Here is a 16,419-nt window from a genome sequence, read left to right on the forward strand (position 1 = left end):
AACTGCATGTATGATTTGCTGAAAGGCCTGCGCGTCGTCGAAGGCGCCGCCTTCATAGCTGGGCCATCCTGTGGCCTGCACCTCGCTCAGATGGGCGCGGAAGTGATCCGCTTCGACGCCATTGGCGGCGGTCCGGACTACCGCCGCTGGCCGGTCGCGGCCAGTGGGGACAGCCTCTATTGGGAGGGGCTGAACAAGGGCAAGAAATCCATCGCCATCGACCTTGGCCGTCCCGAAGGCCGCGAACTGGCCGTGGCGCTGGCGACGGCGCCGGGCGACAATGCCGGGCTGTTCCTCACCAACTATCCGGTGAAGGGTTTCCTCAGCCACGAAGCGCTGGCGGCGAGGCGCGCCGACATCATCACCGTCCGGGTGATGGGCTGGGCTGACGGATCGCCAGCGGTCGACTATACGATCAACGCGGCGGTCGGCGTGCCGCAGATGACGGGGCCGGCCGATGACGAACGGCCCGTCAACCATGTGCTGCCGGCGTGGGATTTGCTGGGCGGAGCCTATGCCGCCTTCGCGCTGACGTCGGCCCTCCTCCGCCGCAGGACCAGCGGCCAGGGCGCGGAAATCCGCGTTCCCCTGTCCGATCTGGCGGCGTCCAGCCTGTCGCATCTGGGTTCGGTGGCGGAAGTGCTGTCCGCCGGAGACCGCCCCCGCATGGGCAATGACCTGTTCGGCGCCTTCGGACGCGATTTCATCACGGCTGACGGCAAGCGGCTGATCGTCGTCGCCATCACGCCGCGCCAGTGGAGCGGCCTGCTCAAGACGCTGGACCTCAGCGATGCGGTGGCCGCCATCGAAACGGAACTTGGGACCAGCTTCGCCAGGGATGAAGGCGCCCGCTTCACCCACCGCGCCCGCCTCTTCCCGCTGTTCGAGGTTGCCTTCGCAGGCCGCACGGCCGAAGCGCTGAAACCCGCCTTCGACGCGGGCGGCGTCACCTGGGGCGAATATCAGACGCTGCATCGGGCGGTGACGACCGACGCGCGCCTGTTCACCGCCAATCCGCTGTTCGAAACACTGACCCATCCGAGCGGCCTCAGCTATCCGACATCCGGTCCGGCCGGCACGCTGGCGAACGAAGCGCGCGGTCCCGTCGCCATCGCGCCGAAACTGGGGCAACATACCGACGAAGTGCTCGCCACCGTACTGGGCCTGGACAGCGGCGCGATCGGACGGCTGCATGATGAAGGGCTGGTGGCATGACCGTGACCGAAGCCGACATCGCCCATTGGCGCAGCTGGATCGGCAAGACAGAAAGCCGCACTGAAATTCTGGATAGTCAGGCGCTCACCCGCTTTGCAGCCGCCATAGGCGAACCGCTGAACGTCGGGGAAATCCAGCCGTCCCTCGCCCATTGGGCCTTCTTCCTGCCCGTCGCCGCAGCGGACCGGATCGGTCCCGACGGCCACCCCAGACGCGGAGGCTTCCTGCCCCCGGTCAGCCTGCCCCGCCGCATGTTCGCGGCATCGGACATGGCATTCGGTCCCTCTCTGCTGCTCGACAGGGAGGCGACCCGCATCTCCACCGTGCGCGATGTCGCGCATAAATCGGGACGCAGCGGCGAGCTGATCCTGCTGACCGTGGACCATCGCATCGTCCAGGGGGGCGATGAATGCGTGCGCGAGACCCAGACCATCGTCTATCGCGATGCAGGCGGCGCGACTCCCGCCATCGTTCCGGCCCCATTCCCCTCGGAGGAGAAGGACGCTGTCTGGACGCCGTCCACGGTCGATCTGTTCCGCTTTTCCGCCGTGACCTTCAACAGCCATCGCATCCATTACGACCTGCCCTATGCTTGCGCGGACGAAGGTTATCCGGGGCTGGTGATCCACGGTCCCTTCACCGCCGCCAAGCTGTTCGGCCAAGCCCGCAACGGAGGGCGCATGCCCAGCCGCTTCTCCTTCCGCGCCGTCGCCCCGGTCTTTTGCGGCCAGAGCGTGCTGCTGCGCGAGGATGAGGGCGGTCGCTTCCGCGCCATTCGCTGCGACGGCATGGACGCCATGGTGGCGGACGTCGCTTATTGAAGTTCTGAGAGAGGAGTTTTTCGAGATGGACGCCGAGACGTTCGACCTGTTCCGCACCACCGTCCAGCGCTTCGTCGCGGAAAAGCTGATCCCCGCCGAAGATGCGGTCGAGGAGGCCGACGCCGTCCCCGAAAGCATCATCCAGCAGATGCGCGACATGGGCCTGTTCGGCCTTTCCGTGCCGGAGGAATTTGGCGGCCTTGGCTGCACCATGGCGGAGGAAGCGGCGATCATCCGGGAGATCACCCGCGCCTCGGTCGTGTTCCGCTCCGTCATCGGCACCACGGTCGGCATCGGCAGCCAGGGCATCGTCATGGACGGCACCGAGGAGCAGAAGCGCGAATGGCTGCCCAAATTCGCGACCGGCGAAGCCATCGCCAGCTTCGGCCTGACAGAGCCGGAGGCGGGTTCCGACGCGGGTTCGCTGCGCACGGTCGCGATCAGGGACGGCGACAATTACCGCATCAGCGGCACCAAGCGCTACATCACCAATGCCCCCCGCGCGAGCGTCTTCACGCTGATGGCGCGCACGGAGCCCGATGTGAAGGGCGCGGCGGGCATCTCCGCCTTCATCCTGCCCGCCAGCACGCCCGGCATCAGCTTCGGCAAGCCCGAAAAGAAAATGGGGCAGAAGGGGTCGATCACCACGGACGTCATCCTGGACGATGTGGTCGTGCCAGCGAGCGCCATCATCGGCGGCGTTCCCGGGCGCGGCTTCAAGACCGCGATGAAGGTGCTGGATCGCGGACGCATCCATATCGCGGCCGTCTCGCTCGGCATGTGCCAGCGGCTGATCGACATGGCGCTCTCCTATGCGCTGGAGCGCAAGCAGTTCGGCCAGCGCATCGCCGACTTCCAGCTTGTCCAGGGCATGCTGGCCGACATGAAGGTCGACATGCTGACCACCGAAGCGCTGATGCAGTCGGTCGCGGCGCAGTTCGACGCGGGCGAGCCCGTCAGCCTGGAATGCGCCGCGCTCAAATATCATGCATCTGAAGCTGTGGGCCGGATCGCGGACCGCGCCGTGCAAATCTATGGCGGCGCCGGCTATATGGCCGAATATAAGGTGGAGCGCTTCTATCGCGATGTCCGTCTGCTGCGCATCTATGAAGGCACCAGCCAGATCCAGCAGACCATCATCGCCAGGCAGATGATCCGCCAGGCCGAATCCGCCCGCTGATTTTTCATCCGAAGGACTTATCCCCATGCGCAGAGCCGCCATCGTCGCCCCCATCCGCACCGCCGTCGGCAAATATGGCGGGTCGCTCAAGTCGATGACGGCGGGCGATCTGGGCGCCATCATCATCAAGGCGCTGGTGGATCGCACCAGGATCGACCCCGAGCGGATCGACGACGTGGTGTTCAGCCAGGGCTATGGCAATGGCGAGGCGCCCTGCATCGGCCGCTGGTCGGCGCTGGCGGCGGGGCTGCCCGAATCCATTCCCGGCGTGCAGCTCGACCGGCGCTGCGGCTCCGGACTTCAGGCGGTGATCGACGCCGCCATGCGTATCCAGACCGGCGCCGCGGACATGGTGATCGCGGGCGGCGTGGAAAGCATGTCGAACGTCGAATATTATTCGATCGATCATCGCTGGGGCGCCCGGTCCGGCTCGACCCAGTTCCACGACCGCCTGACGCGGGGCCGGGTGATGTCCCAGCCGATCGAACGCTATGGCATCATCAGCGGCATGATCGAGACGGCGAACAATCTCGCCAGGGATTATGACATCTCGCGGGAAGCCTGCGACGAATATGCCGCGATGAGCCACCAGCGCGCCGCCGCCGCATGGGAAGCGGGCAAGTTCGACGACGAACTGGTTCCCGTCCCAGTGCCGCAGCGCAAGGGCGAGCCCCTGATGTTCGTGAAGGATGAGGGCATCCGCGCCGACGCCACGCCGGAATCGCTGGCCCTGCTGAAGCCCATCGAGAAGGACGGCGTCGTCACCGCCGGCAATGCCAGCCAGCAGAATGACGCGGCGGCGGCCTGCCTCGTGGTGGCGGAAGACAAGCTCAGCGAACTCGGCCTGGCGCCCATGGGCTATCTGCATAGCTGGTCGGCGGCGGGCTGCGACCCCTCGCGCATGGGCATCGGGCCGGTTCCGGCGGTCGAACGGCTGTTCGCACGCACCGGCCTCGGGTGGAAAGACATCGATCTGGTCGAACTCAACGAAGCCTTCGCGCCACAGGTGCTCGCCTGCCTCAAGGGCTGGAACTGGGACGACCGGGACAAGCTGAACGTCAATGGCTCGGGCATTTCGCTGGGCCATCCCATCGGGGCTACGGGCGGACGGATTCTCGCCAATCTGCTGCGGGAATTGCAGCGACGCGATGGACGCTATGGACTGGAGACGATGTGCATTGGCGGCGGCCAGGGTCTGGCCGCCATATTCGAGCGAGCCTGACAAAGGAGCATGGCCGCCCAAGGGGGAGCGTCAATGTCCGCTCCCCATCCGAAGCACCTATGGGGCGCGGCTCAAATTCCCCCGGCCACCACCGGCCAGCCGCCCTGCTCCAACCCGGCGCTCAAGTCCGCCACGCACCGATCCAGCCCTTCCGCGTCGACTGAGCGGATCACGAAATTAGCGCCCGTCCTCCCCTCGCGGAAGAAGGGATAGCTGCCGATCTGGCAACCCTCATGCGCCCGTTCCGTCGCGCCGAGAAGGTCGGCGATCTCGCTTTCCGCCACCCAGCAACCGATGGTGGCGGACAGCACCGGCAGCCCCCCCTCCAGCTTCCCCGTCAGGCTATCCAGCATCCCGGCGGTGATATGCGGCACGCCGGCCATGATGAAGATATTGCCATGCCGAATGCCCGGAGCGCCCGACATGCGATTTTCGATCAGGCTTGATCCGGCAGGTGCGCGGGCCATGCGCAGACGCGCCTCGGTCAAGCCTCCGCGCGTTTCATAATAGGCCGACAGCATCGCCTGCGCCTCGGGGTGGATTTCAACGTCGACGCCCAGCGCCGCGGCGATGGCGTCCACGGTAATATCGTCGTGGGTCGGCCCGATGCCGCCGGTCGTGAACAGATAATCGTTGCGTGCGCGAAGCGCATTCACCGCTTCCACGATCGCGTCGCTGTCATCGGCGACCACCCGCACTTCGCGCAGGCGGATGCCCTGCACATTCAGCCATGTCGCAATCTGCGACACATTCTTGTCCTGGGTCCTGCCCGAGAGAATCTCGTCGCCGATCACGATCAGCGCTGCGGTCCATATGCGGGTCGGGTCGGCCATAGGCTGGCCATAGCTTCTGCCGCGCGCCCTGCCTAGCCGCCCTCTCGCATTATGCGGCATCCCCGCCTATAATCACGTCCATGACCGAATATATGACGATGACGGCGGACGCGCCGATTTCCCGCTCGACCGCGATCAAGCTCTATGACGCGGCCGGTTTCGAAGGCATGCGCAAGGCCGGGCGGCTGGCCGCGGAGATACTGGACGCGCTGGTGCCCCACGTCGTGCCGGGCGTCACGACCGGAGAGCTGGACGACATCGTCCGCCGCATGACGCTGGACGGCGGCGGCGTGCCCGCGACTTTGGGCTATCGCGGCTACACCCATAGCTGTTGCATCTCGCTCAACAATGTCATCTGCCACGGCATTCCCGGCGATCAGAAGCTGAAGGAAGGCGACATATTGAATATCGATGTGACGCCGCTGGTCGATGGCTGGCACGGCGACAGCAGCCGTATGTATATTTGCGGCGAAGCCCCGATCAAGGCGCGGCGCCTGGTCGAAGTCACCTATGAATGCCTGATGCTGGGTATTGAGCAGGCTAAGCCCGGCAATATGCTGGGCGACATCGGCCATGCCATCCAGCGCCATGCGGAAAAGCACCGCTATGGCGTCGTGCGCGATTTCTGCGGCCACGGCCTGGGCCGCGTGTTCCATGACAGCCCGGAGGTGGTCCATGTCGGCCGCCCCGGCACCGGCCCGGAACTCAAGCCCGGCATGTTCTTCACCATCGAACCGATGATCAATATCGGCAAGCCGGGCGTGAAGATGCTGGAGGATGGCTGGACGGCGGTCACGCGCGACCGTACCCTGTCCGCGCAGTTCGAACACAGCATCGGCATCACTGAAACCGGTTGCGAGATATTCACCAGGAGCCCTGCGGGTCTCGACGCGCCGCCCTATCAGCGTTGATCATATCAGCCATGCCTAAAAAATGGGCAGCACATCATGATATTGCCCGAAATCCGGGCAATATGGACAAAAGTTGCTGCATCGCAGAAAGCAGTTTCCAGCGATTCGCTATTTGGCACGGTAATTGATTAGGAAGAGAGGCGGCTCTTGCCTTCGGGGGGCATGACGGTCGTCGCTCGATCAGGACGAAGGGCGGGATCATACCCGCCACTTGGCGCGCGTTTGAGTTGGGATATCTAGAGATGAAGAAGATCGAAGCGATCATCAAACCGTTCAAGCTCGACGAAGTGAAGGAAGCGCTGCACGAAGTAGGCGTGTCGGGCATCACCGTCACCGAAGCCAAGGGTTTCGGCCGCCAGAAGGGCCATACGGAACTTTATCGCGGCGCCGAATATGTGGTGGATTTCCTGCCCAAGGTGAAGCTGGAGGTCGTGGTGGACGATTCGCTCGCCGAACGGGTGGTGGAAGCGATCTCTGCCGCGGCGCAGACCGGCCGCATTGGCGACGGCAAGATCTTCATTTCCAATATCGAGGGTGCGGTGCGCATCCGCACCGGCGAGCGCGACAGCGACGCCATCTGATTTTCACCAAACTTCTCGCCGGCTTCAGCGGTCTGGCGGCTGACCACATCAACTTACCCCTTCGGGGGGGTATCATGAAAGAAGGGCAAGGTTCACATGGCTAACACGCCTAAAGACATCCTGAAGATGATCGAGGAAAAGGAGATCGAATGGGTCGATGTCCGTTTCACCGATCCCAAGGGCAAGTGGCAGCACCTGACCATGGTGTCTTCGGTGCTGGGCGAGGATGAACTGACCCAGGGCCTGATGTTCGACGGTTCGTCGATCGAAGGCTGGAAGGCGATCAACGAGTCGGACATGATCCTGAAGCCCGACCTGGACGCCGTCTATGTCGATCCGTTCAGCGCCACGCCGATGCTCATCATCTTCTGCGACATCGTGGAACCCGACACCGGCGAACTCTACAGCCGCGACCCGCGTTCGACCGCGAAGCGCGCCGAAGCCTTCGTCAAGTCGGCCGGTTTCGGCGACACCGTCTATGTCGGCCCGGAAGCCGAATTCTTCATGTTCGACGATGTCCGCTTCAACTCGGACTATAATGAATCCTTCTTCAAGATCGACGATGTCGAGTTGCCGACGAACACCGGCAAGGAATATGAAGGCGGCAACCTTGCCCACCGTCCGCGCGCCAAGGGCGGCTATTTCCCCGTCGCGCCGGTCGATCCCTGCACCGACATCCGCGCCGAGATGGTGTCGACCATGCTGGAAATGGGCCTGCCCTGCGACAAGCACCACCATGAAGTGGCCGCTGCCCAGCACGAACTCGGCCTGACCTTCGGTACGCTGGTCCAGACCGCCGACCGCATGCAGATTTACAAATATGTCGTGCAGATGGTCGCCCAGGCCTATGGCAAGACGGCGACCTTCATGCCGAAGCCGATCGCGCAGGACAACGGTTCCGGCATGCACACCCACATGTCGATCTGGGAAGGCGGCAAGCCGCTCTTCGCGGGCGAAGGCTATGCCGGTCTTTCGGAAACCTGCCTCTACTTCATCGGCGGCGTCATCAAGCACGCCAAGGCCCTGAATGCCTTCACCAACCCGACCACCAACAGCTACAAGCGTCTGGTGCCCGGCTTCGAAGCCCCGGTTCTGCTGGCCTATTCGGCCCGCAACCGCTCGGCCTCCTGCCGTATTCCCTACGGCGCGGGCGCCAAGGCGAAGCGCGTCGAATTCCGCTTCCCCGACGCGATGGCCAACCCCTATCTGTGCTATTCGGCGCTGCTGATGGCCGGCCTTGACGGCATCGAGAACAAGATTCATCCCGGCGCCGCGATGGACAAGAACCTGTACGACCTGCCGCCGGAAGAACTGAGCCAGGTGCCGACCGTTTGCGGTTCGCTGCGTGAAGCGCTGAACTCGCTGGCCGCCGACTACGACTTCCTGCTGAAGGGCGACGTGTTCACCAAGGACCAGATCGAGGCCTATCTCGAACTGAAGTGGCCCGAAGTGTACCGCTGGGAAATGGCTCCCTCGCCGGTGGAATTCGACATGTACTACAGCGCCTGATCCATTCGGGACTGTTGAAAAAGGGGCTCGGTCGCACAGGCGACCGGGCCCTTTTCATTTGGGATGTGGACGGAATCAGAACGCCATTATCCGATCCAACCGGGCCATGCTCCTCCGAAGGCCGACGCACAGCTCAAACGGTGTTCAAGCGCCGGACAGGGCCCTCATGAGCCACTTGCCTCATTCCGCTGCCTTTGCAGAAGCATGATGCGCTTGATGGCGACAATTAGCGAATTCAGCTTCAGCCCAGATCCGCCCATTGCCCGCCCGCCGCAAAACTCCGACAATCGATCCCATGTCGATCATCGAATCGCTGGGCCTGTCCCATCCCATCATCCAGGCGCCGATGGCCGGTGTCTCTACGCCCGCCATGGCGGCAGCCGTCTCCAATGCAGGAGCGCTTGGCTCCATTGCCGTGGGCGCCACCGACGCGGCGGGTGCCCGCGCCATGATAGAAGCCGTCCGCGCCCAGACCAGCGGTCCCTTCAACGTCAACCTTTTCACCCATCGGCCCGCGCGCAGCGACCCCGTCAGGGAAGGGGCCTGGCTCGCTGCACTGACGCCACTGTTCCAGGCCTATGATGCCCAGCCTCCGACCGGCCTGCGCGAAATCTACCGCAGCTTCGTGGAGGACGACGCAATGCTCGCCACCTTGGTCGAACTTGCGCCGCCGGTCGTCAGCTTCCATTTCGGATTGCCCGATCCAACCAGCATCGCAGCGCTCAAGCGAGCCGGATGCCTCCTCCTCGCAACCGCCACCAGTCCGGCCGAAGCGCGGGCTGCGCGGGAAGCAGGAATCGACGCCATAGTCGCACAGGGATATGAGGCAGGAGGCCATCGAGGCGCCTTTAATCCCGAAGCGCCTGACGACCAGCTCGGCACCTTCGCCCTCACTCGCCTGCTTGCAGTCCAATGCGACCTGCCCGTGATCGCAGCGGGCGGCATCATGGACGGGCAAGGCATTCGTGCCGCACTCGCCCTCGGCGCGGTCGCAGCACAACTGGGCACAACCTTCATCGCCTGCACGGAAAGCAGCGCCGACGCAGCCTATCGCGCCGCCCTCACGAGCCCCGCTGCCCATCACACCGCGATGACCCGCGCCATTTCAGGTCGCCTGGCCCGCTGCCTTGCCAATCGCTTCACCGCCTGGGGCGCCGAGGCAGCATTGCAGCCGCCCGCCTACCCCATCGCCTATGATGCGGGCAAAGCGCTGAACGCCGCGGCAAAAGCCAAGGGCGAAGGCGGCTTTGGCGCGCAATGGGCCGGCCAGGGTGCACCGCTGGCTCGCGCCCTGCCCGCCGCCGAGCTGATCAGCCTTCTGGCGAGGGAAATGCAGGAAAGCGCTTAGCGCGCGTCGGGAATGGACGCCCCGAACAGCAGGATCGGCTCGCCAGCAGGCGACAGCGCAATCTCCCCGCCGACGCTCGTCACCAGGGTGCGCACCATCCAAGCCGCCGACGTGCGCGAAGCCAGCCCCTCCGGCGGCAAAGTCCCCGCCAGCGCGGCCCGCAGGTCGGGATCAAGCACCAGTTTCGGCCCTTCCGCCCGCACGACGATCTCCGTCACGCCCGGCCGCTTTTCCGCCCCGATGTCGAGCTGGCCGCCCCGCACGAGCGCATCGCCCGCGATCAGCGCCAGGTTCAGCAACACCTTCACCGGCAGCTTTTCCAGCATGTCGTCCTCGACCAGCCAGCCGATCTTCACCCGGCCCGAAGCCGCGAACATACCCTCGATCGCGACCCGCGCCTCATGCGTCGGCACGGCATCGCCAAAGCCGCCCGCCGAACCGAAGGCCAGGCGGAAGAATTTCAGCTTGTTCGCAGAGGTCTTCGCGCTGTCCGCCAGCAGGTCCAGACAACGCTGCCGCATTTCCGGGTCCGTTTCGTCCGCCATCAGCTCGAGCCCGTTGTTGAGCGCGCCGACCGGGCTCAAAAGGTCATGACAAAGGCGCGAGCAGAGCAGGCTGGCAAAATCGATGCTGTCGATCGGATTGGTCATGAAGGTTCGCTGCCGCCGGAGAAATGAACAGGAAGGAATGAACGGCTAATGCGCTGCCCTGCATCGCGATGCAACCCTCACTCACATGATGTCGAGCAAAGCCTCGACAAATTGCACCTGTCCGTCTCTCCCCGCCTTGGCAAGCCACAGGCGGGCCGCGCCGCCCCCGACGATCAGCCAGAGGCTGCCGTCGGGCGTCGCGCAGGCCGCGTCGGTTTCGGATGGCACCGCCTGACCGCCCGGATGCGAATGATAATGGCCGACGATCGCCGCCCCGCCCGCCCGCGCCGCGCGATGGGCGGCGATCAGTTCGACCGGGTCCAGTTCGAAATGCCGCGCCGGATCGCCGGCGACATTGGCGGCGGGCCGAACCGCCTCGATCCGGCCCGTCTTCCCCAGCAGCAGCCCGCAGACCTCATGCCTGTGCGCCGCCGCTTCGGACATGATTTGTTCCAGTAGCCCTCTTGAAATCCCAACCCTCATTCCTACATTCCTACCCAATGGGTTCGGGGGTTTCCATCATTGAAGCGACAATCGGTGAGGCGCAGGCTGGCATGCGGCTAGACAAGGCGCTTGCCGAGCTGGTTCCCGATCTTTCGCGCGAGCGGCTGAAGGCGCTGATCGTCGAGGGCCAAGTGACGGAAGACCCGGGCAAGGGGGGTGCGCGATCTCCCAATCCTTCCATGAAGGTCGCCGCGGGACAGGCTTTCGCCATCGCCCTTCCGCCACCCGTCGAAGCCGAGGCCGTGGCGCAGGACATCCCGCTGGTCGTGGTGTATGAAGACGCAGACCTGATCGTCATCGACAAGCCGGCGGGCCTGGTCGTCCACCCGGCGGCGGGCAATCTGGACGGCACGCTTGTCAACGCGCTGCTCCATCATTGCCAGGGCCAGCTTTCCGGCATCGGCGGGGTGGCGCGGCCAGGCATCGTCCATCGCATCGACAAGGATACTTCGGGGCTGTTGGTCGTTGCCAAATCCGACCGCGCGCATGAAGGGCTCGCGCAGCAGTTCAAGGCACATTCGATCGATCGGCTCTACGCCGCGATCGTCTATGGCGTGCCGCAGCCGGCGACGGGCACCATCGACACATGGATCGGCCGGTCCGACGCCGATCGAAAGAAGATGGCGGTTCATCGGGAAGGGCGCGGCAAACATGCCGTGACGCATTACCGGACGATGGAAAGGCTGCGCAGCGCGGCCATGGTTGAATGCAGGCTGGAAACCGGACGAACCCATCAGGTCCGCGTCCATATGGCGCATCTGGGACACCCCTTGATCGGCGACCCGGTTTACGGTAGAGAGAGAAAAGGTTTCAAATCGATACTGGAAACGCTGGGTTTCGAAAGGCAGGCATTGCACGCGAAAAGGCTGGGGTTCATACATCCGTTAACGGGTGAGGCGCTCAGCTTCGACAGCAAACTCCCTGTCGATATGCAGGAACTGTTAAGCGAGCTTCACGTATAGTTTTGGACAAGTTTGCGACGGCGCCTTGGACGCCTCTTCTGGGTCCCGCCGCGCATGAAAGGGAAAGGTGACGACATGGCTGATAAAAGCAATGTCCCCGCGGTTCCGGCGCTGGGCGGTGAAGCCAGCCTCAACCGCTATCTGTCGGAAATCCGCAAATTTCCGATTCTGACGCCCGAGCAGGAATATATGCTCGCGAAGCGCTATGCCGAGCATGCGGATTCCGAGGCCGCTGCCCAGCTCGTGACCTCGCATCTGCGTCTCGTGGCGAAGATCGCCATGGGCTATCGCGGCTATGGCCTGCCGGTCAGCGAGCTGATCAGCGAAGGCAATATCGGCTTGATGCAGGGCGTGAAGAAGTTCGAGCCGGATCGCGGCTTCCGTCTGGCGACCTATGCCATGTGGTGGATTCGCGCATCAATCCAGGAATTCATCCTGCGGTCCTGGAGCCTCGTGAAGATGGGCACCACCGCTGCGCAGAAGAAGCTGTTCTTCAACCTGCGCCGGATGAAGAACAATATCGAAGCGTTCGAAGATGGAGACCTACACCCCGACGACGTCAGGAAGATCGCGACCGATCTGGGCGTTACGGAGGAGGATGTCATCTCCATGAACCGCCGCATGGCGATGGGCGGCGACACGTCGCTCAACGTGCCGATGCGCGAGGATGGCGAGGGCCAATGGCAGGATTGGTTGGCTGACACCGATCCGCTCCAGGACGAACGCGTCGCCGACCGGCAGGAGAGCGAACTGCGCCACGACATGCTGGTGGAGGCGATGGACGACCTCAACGATCGGGAGAAGCATATCCTGGCCGAACGGCGCCTGGCGGAGGAACCCAAGACGCTCGAGGAACTCTCGCAGGTCTATGGCGTCAGCCGCGAGCGCGTCCGCCAGATCGAGGTCCGCGCTTTCGAGAAGCTGCAAAAGGCGATGATGCGGATTGCAGGCGACAAGCTGGGCAAAATCTCCCGCCTCGCCGCTGTCTGACCGGATGGCAAAACGCAAAGGAGCCCCGGAGTGAAATCCGGGGCTTTTTTTCGCTTACCCACTCAATAATCATTCGTGATCCGCGCGAAACCGGGATCTCAGGCAGCAAAAGTGCACCTGGCGTCATGAGCCCGGCTTTCGTCGGCACGAAGAGTGGCCTTCTCCCATCTTGAACCGCCCGGCATCCGCGCTACCACGGCAGTATGAACGCCAAGTCCGCTTTCCCTCGCCGCCGCTCCCGCTGGATCGGGATCATCCTCAAGATCATCGGTGGTTTCCTTGCCCTCTCTCTGTTGATGGTGGTGATTTATCGCTTCGTGCCGCCGCCCGTGACATGGACGATGTTGCTGGACCACAACGGCATCACCAAGGATTGGATGAGCCTGGACAAGATGGACCCGGACATGGCGCGCGCCGCCATCGCTGCGGAGGATAGCCGCTTTTGCAGCCATCATGGCTTCGACGCCGTCGCCATCGCTCAGGCCATGCGGCACAATGCGAGCGGCGGCCGCATCCGCGGCGGATCGACCATCAGCCAGCAGACCGCAAAGAATGTTTTCCTGTTCCAGGGCGGCGGTTTCGTCCGCAAGGGGCTGGAGGCCTGGTTCACGCTCCTGATCGAAGCGATCTGGGGCAAGCGCCGGATCATGGAGGTGTATCTGAATGTCGCGGAAACCGGCATCGGCACTTATGGCGCGCAGGCTGGCGCGATCCGCTATTTCCACCACGGCGCCCAGCGACTGACCCGTGCAGAGGCCGCCCGCATCGCCGCAGTCCTGCCTCTTCCCAAGAAGCGCGAAGCCATCGACCCCCATGGCTTCACCCGCCGCTATGGCAACAGCATCACCGCCCGCATCGGTATTGTCCAGCGCGACGGGCTGGATAGCTGCCTGAAATGAAAAGGGCGCGGATCTCTCCGCGCCCTTTCTTCCATAAGGTACCAAACCTTAGAAGCTGACGACCAGCGATCCCACGAAGGTCCGCGGCGCGCCAATCTGCGCGAAGGTGATGCTCGTATTCGACAGGGTGCCATCGAAACCGCCCACATAGAGCTTGTCGAACACATTGGTCACGTTCAACTGAACCGCGACGCCGGGCGCACCGAATTTCTCCAACGAATAGCGCGCGTCGAGATCGACGAGCGTATAGCCGGGCGCCTTGGCACCATAGACCTGCGCTCCGTTCTGGAATACCGGCAGGTTCTGGTCGTTCACATAACGTGAGCCGGTGCGCTTCGCCTGAACACCCAGACGAACTCCTTCGATCTCGCCCTGAATGCGGCCGCCAAGCGTATAGATGGGAGCACCCGATTCACGCTTCCCCGAGGTTTGCGCCTGGGTGGTCGCCGTCAGTTCGACATCATCCTTGATCTTCGACTTTAGGTAGGAACCGAAGACATAGAACATCAGCTCCGGCATCGGCTGATATGTAATGCTGCCATCTATGCCATATTTATCGACACGACCCAGGTTGCGATAGATGGTGGTGTCCAGATCGCGATCATAAGCCGATGCGAGGCGATCCTTATAGATCGTGTACCAACCCGACAGCTGCGCCTGTAGCGTAGCCGTCCGATAACGAATGCCAAGGTCGAAATTGTCCGTTGTTTCAGGCGAAGGATTGGCGTTGGGATTTGCCGGATCGTAATAGAAGGACTGATAGAGGTTGTCGGTCCCCGGGACCTGGAGGCCCTTTGAATAGTTGCCGAAAATGTCCAGCGCCTGGTTGGCGTTGAAAACGAAACCAGCGTTCGGCAGCAGTTTGTCATATTTGAAGATGCGCTGCTGCGGTCCCTGCACTGTTGGGTTCGCAACCGCATAGGCAGCCTCGATCGACGATCCCGGCTCGAAACAGCGAAGGTTGCCCGACGCACTCTGAGTGAAGCAGTAGTTGTTAAGGTCGCGCTTGAAGAAAGGCGCCCGCAACCCGACATTGACAGTGAAGGCATTGAATTTGCCGCGATATTCACCCGAAACCTGATGCAGGATGGCATAGGACAAGCGATTGCGCTTCTCCACCGCCGCACCGTTTACGTCCTTGATCGGATGATTGACGGGAAAAGGTTCGGCGCCGAAGCCGATCGTCTGAAGATAGCCCGCTTCGCCGGTCTGCCGATGCCGGCCACGATCATAGCTGTAGGCCACGCGCAACGTGTTGTTGTCATCCAGATCGTAGCGCAGCGAAGCGATCAACCCATAGCGATGGGTCTGCGTCTGGCTGGGCGAATGAACACGAACGGTGTCGCGCATATCACCATCGCCATTCAGGTCGCGCCCGAAATAATATTGGGTTGAGCTCGACGAACCCTGAATGAAGCCGACCGCGCCTGCAATGCCCGAGCTTGCCGGGGTAAGACCTTCAGAAGCGATGCTGGTACCGCCGCCGTTCGCCTTTGTATATTGGTAGCTGGGATCGACGGTAAGGATCAGTCCGTCCGCCAACGTAAAGCGTGAATTGATGCGGATGTTGCCTGTATTGGACGGGTTGTATCGATACTCATAATCGGAACCACAGGAACTGGCGGTATCGACTGCACCAGTAACTCCGGCCGGAATGGTACAACGAGCGGTTTCGTAAAAGCTTTCATCCTTCGTGATTGGAAAACGGTTGGCGCTCGCGCTGCCAGCCACTCGCCCGCCGTCTACCCGCAAGGGAACTGAGCCAAAAAAATTGTTCCGATTTTCATTATAGTGCCCGGCGAGGGAGATGAAGTCGCCATTGCTGCCGATCGGCTGGTAAATTTTGGCGTTATATTGCTGCTTGTCGATTTCACCTATACCGCCGTAGATGGCATTGTTTGTCGCACGGCTGGCAGAAACGAATGCACGAGTGCCCCACGGCGTGAGATTGCCCGTCTGAACCATGCCAAACAGACGAAAGAAGCTGAAATCCCCAACGGAAGCGACCATCTTCGCGCCAAAATCTTCGCTTGGCGTGATCGAACGGTAATTTACCGTTGAACCGCTGGCAGCAGCCGTTGGGCTGTCCACATCGGTAGAACCTAAGTTCACGTTCACTTGGTCGATGATTTCAGGATCGAGCTGCTGGTTCGAATAGATCGAGTAACCGCCCGTGTCGTTGAGGGGAAGACCGTCGAAGGTTTGGGAAATACGGCTGTCGTCGAAGCCGCGGATTGTCATGGTGCCGCCAGCAGAACCAAAGGGATCGTTATTCTGGAAGCTAACGCCCGGAAGCTGGTTGATCACCTCGTTGATCGACTGGCCGGGTGTCTGGGCTTGGATGAACTCAGCGCCGAGCACGGCCTTGGCCTTGCTGGTATCAGGTACGATTACGCCGCCTAGGCCCTTGTCAACACTAGCGCCAGTCACAACGATTTCATTTTCAAAGTCGATCGACCCCGTCGACTGCGCAAACGCGGCAATGGGCGCAGCCACGGCGACAAGCGCAGCGCTACACATAAGAAGCTGTTTCATCTGATTTTTGTCCCTTTGAAAGTTTGGCGCGTCGCGCCTGCTTTATTTTGCTCTGTGGAGCTGGCGCCGCCTGTGGCGGCCGATGGCGACGGCCCTGTGATGCTCTGATTGCAATTTTACTACAATATAACAGCATTCACGTGACGGCCGCGCATGCAGCATGGACAATGCTTACAAGGGACGTTGCAAGATGATATCAAGCTATTGATTTATATAGACTTATCGAGCTCTCGAAGCAGCTATTTGACAGTGGTGCAAT

Annotated in this window: 15 protein-coding genes; 11 read left to right on the plus strand and 4 right to left on the minus strand. The window is 62.5% G+C overall.

Translation table 11 applies throughout. The features are described from left to right. Positions 1-6 precede the first annotated feature (6 nt). The 4 genes from EWH10_RS10585 to EWH10_RS10600 are packed head-to-tail and all read left to right on the plus strand — an operon-like array spanning position 7 to position 4,438. The gene (locus tag EWH10_RS10585) at positions 7-1,215 is read left to right on the plus strand and encodes a CoA transferase (protein ID WP_044662431.1); all 1,209 of its coding nucleotides are present in this window, start codon (positions 7-9) and stop codon (positions 1,213-1,215) included. Beyond that, positions 1,212-2,036, plus strand: coding sequence for an HTD2 family dehydratase (locus EWH10_RS10590; protein ID WP_044662432.1), 825 nt, complete (start codon positions 1,212-1,214; stop codon positions 2,034-2,036). The genes EWH10_RS10585 and EWH10_RS10590 overlap by 4 nt, the downstream gene beginning before the upstream one ends. 25 nt (positions 2,037-2,061) lie before the next feature. Further along, complete coding sequence (locus EWH10_RS10595; RefSeq protein ID WP_044662433.1) at positions 2,062-3,216, plus strand: acyl-CoA dehydrogenase family protein; 1,155 nt, start codon at positions 2,062-2,064, stop codon at positions 3,214-3,216. 25 nt (positions 3,217-3,241) lie between these two features. Then, positions 3,242-4,438, plus strand: coding sequence for an acetyl-CoA C-acetyltransferase (locus EWH10_RS10600; protein WP_044662434.1), 1,197 nt, complete (start codon positions 3,242-3,244; stop codon positions 4,436-4,438). Positions 4,439-4,509: 71 nt separating this feature from the next. Here EWH10_RS10600 and EWH10_RS10605 read toward each other — a convergent pair whose 3' ends face one another. Continuing rightward, on the minus strand, positions 4,510-5,271 hold the full coding sequence (locus EWH10_RS10605) for a competence/damage-inducible protein A (RefSeq protein ID WP_025548830.1): 762 nt from the start codon (positions 5,269-5,271) through the stop codon (positions 4,510-4,512). A gap of 80 nt (positions 5,272-5,351) precedes the next feature. Between EWH10_RS10605 and map the strand changes: the two genes are divergently transcribed. The 4 genes from map to EWH10_RS10625 all read left to right on the plus strand — a co-directional run bounded on the left by map (position 5,352) and on the right by EWH10_RS10625 (position 9,620). Then, on the plus strand, positions 5,352-6,182 hold the full coding sequence (gene map / locus EWH10_RS10610) for a type I methionyl aminopeptidase (RefSeq protein ID WP_025548831.1): 831 nt from the start codon (positions 5,352-5,354) through the stop codon (positions 6,180-6,182). 242 nt (positions 6,183-6,424) lie between these two features. Beyond that, positions 6,425-6,763, plus strand: a complete 339-nt coding sequence (locus tag EWH10_RS10615; protein ID WP_007685085.1) for a P-II family nitrogen regulator — start codon at positions 6,425-6,427, stop codon at positions 6,761-6,763. A gap of 96 nt (positions 6,764-6,859) precedes the next feature. Further along, the gene (gene glnA / locus EWH10_RS10620) at positions 6,860-8,272 is read left to right on the plus strand and encodes a type I glutamate--ammonia ligase (RefSeq protein ID WP_025548834.1); all 1,413 of its coding nucleotides are present in this window, start codon (positions 6,860-6,862) and stop codon (positions 8,270-8,272) included. 295 nt (positions 8,273-8,567) lie between these two features. Next, complete coding sequence (locus EWH10_RS10625; RefSeq protein ID WP_044662435.1) at positions 8,568-9,620, plus strand: NAD(P)H-dependent flavin oxidoreductase; 1,053 nt, start codon at positions 8,568-8,570, stop codon at positions 9,618-9,620. Here the strand turns inward: EWH10_RS10625 and EWH10_RS10630 are convergent. Continuing rightward, positions 9,617-10,270, minus strand: coding sequence for a histidine phosphotransferase family protein (locus EWH10_RS10630; RefSeq protein WP_044662436.1), 654 nt, complete (start codon positions 10,268-10,270; stop codon positions 9,617-9,619). The two genes, EWH10_RS10625 and EWH10_RS10630, sit on opposite strands and share 4 nt — an antisense overlap. 81 nt (positions 10,271-10,351) lie before the next feature. Further along, complete coding sequence (locus EWH10_RS10635; RefSeq protein WP_044662437.1) at positions 10,352-10,753, minus strand: M67 family metallopeptidase; 402 nt, start codon at positions 10,751-10,753, stop codon at positions 10,352-10,354. Positions 10,754-10,770: 17 nt separating this feature from the next. Between EWH10_RS10635 and EWH10_RS10640 the strand changes: the two genes are divergently transcribed. The 3 genes from EWH10_RS10640 to mtgA all read left to right on the plus strand — a co-directional run bounded on the left by EWH10_RS10640 (position 10,771) and on the right by mtgA (position 13,625). Further along, positions 10,771-11,736 carry an RluA family pseudouridine synthase gene (locus tag EWH10_RS10640; protein ID WP_044662438.1) on the plus strand — a complete coding sequence of 322 codons (966 nt, stop codon included), beginning with the start codon at positions 10,771-10,773 and terminating at the stop codon, positions 11,734-11,736. A 75-nt stretch (positions 11,737-11,811) separates the two neighbouring features. After that, positions 11,812-12,726 carry an RNA polymerase sigma factor RpoH gene (gene rpoH, locus EWH10_RS10645; protein WP_044662439.1) on the plus strand — a complete coding sequence of 305 codons (915 nt, stop codon included), beginning with the start codon at positions 11,812-11,814 and terminating at the stop codon, positions 12,724-12,726. A gap of 203 nt (positions 12,727-12,929) precedes the next feature. Continuing rightward, positions 12,930-13,625 carry a monofunctional biosynthetic peptidoglycan transglycosylase gene (gene mtgA, locus EWH10_RS10650; RefSeq protein ID WP_044662440.1) on the plus strand — a complete coding sequence of 232 codons (696 nt, stop codon included), beginning with the start codon at positions 12,930-12,932 and terminating at the stop codon, positions 13,623-13,625. A 48-nt stretch (positions 13,626-13,673) separates the two neighbouring features. Here the strand turns inward: mtgA and EWH10_RS10655 are convergent, their stop codons facing one another. Continuing rightward, positions 13,674-16,160 carry a TonB-dependent receptor gene (locus EWH10_RS10655; protein ID WP_044662441.1) on the minus strand — a complete coding sequence of 829 codons (2,487 nt, stop codon included), beginning with the start codon at positions 16,158-16,160 and terminating at the stop codon, positions 13,674-13,676. Between the last annotated feature and the right edge of the window lie 259 nt (positions 16,161-16,419).

The organism is Sphingobium fuliginis (genome assembly GCF_004152845.1).
GTDB lineage: Bacteria > Pseudomonadota > Alphaproteobacteria > Sphingomonadales > Sphingomonadaceae > Sphingobium > Sphingobium fuliginis.

Bases quoted from the DNA above. Each gene is read 5' to 3' on its own strand.
- rpoH (WP_044662439.1), top strand. From the start codon at position 11,812: ATGGCTGATAAAAGCAATGTCCCCGCGGTTCCGGCGCTGGGCGGTGAA.
- EWH10_RS10640 (WP_044662438.1), top strand. From the start codon at position 10,771: ATGGGTTCGGGGGTTTCCATCATTGAAGCGACAATCGGTGAGGCGCAG.
- EWH10_RS10635 (WP_044662437.1), bottom strand. From the start codon at position 10,753: ATGAGGGTTGGGATTTCAAGAGGGCTACTGGAACAAATCATGTCCGAA.
- EWH10_RS10605 (WP_025548830.1), bottom strand. From the start codon at position 5,271: ATGGCCGACCCGACCCGCATATGGACCGCAGCGCTGATCGTGATCGGC.
- EWH10_RS10630 (WP_044662436.1), bottom strand. From the start codon at position 10,270: ATGACCAATCCGATCGACAGCATCGATTTTGCCAGCCTGCTCTGCTCG.
- map (WP_025548831.1), top strand. From the start codon at position 5,352: ATGACCGAATATATGACGATGACGGCGGACGCGCCGATTTCCCGCTCG.
- glnA (WP_025548834.1), top strand. From the start codon at position 6,860: ATGGCTAACACGCCTAAAGACATCCTGAAGATGATCGAGGAAAAGGAG.
- EWH10_RS10655 (WP_044662441.1), bottom strand. From the start codon at position 16,160: ATGAAACAGCTTCTTATGTGTAGCGCTGCGCTTGTCGCCGTGGCTGCG.
- EWH10_RS10590 (WP_044662432.1), top strand. From the start codon at position 1,212: ATGACCGTGACCGAAGCCGACATCGCCCATTGGCGCAGCTGGATCGGC.
- EWH10_RS10615 (WP_007685085.1), top strand. From the start codon at position 6,425: ATGAAGAAGATCGAAGCGATCATCAAACCGTTCAAGCTCGACGAAGTG.
- EWH10_RS10595 (WP_044662433.1), top strand. From the start codon at position 2,062: ATGGACGCCGAGACGTTCGACCTGTTCCGCACCACCGTCCAGCGCTTC.
- mtgA (WP_044662440.1), top strand. From the start codon at position 12,930: ATGAACGCCAAGTCCGCTTTCCCTCGCCGCCGCTCCCGCTGGATCGGG.
- EWH10_RS10600 (WP_044662434.1), top strand. From the start codon at position 3,242: ATGCGCAGAGCCGCCATCGTCGCCCCCATCCGCACCGCCGTCGGCAAA.
- EWH10_RS10625 (WP_044662435.1), top strand. From the start codon at position 8,568: ATGTCGATCATCGAATCGCTGGGCCTGTCCCATCCCATCATCCAGGCG.
- EWH10_RS10585 (WP_044662431.1), top strand. From the start codon at position 7: ATGTATGATTTGCTGAAAGGCCTGCGCGTCGTCGAAGGCGCCGCCTTC.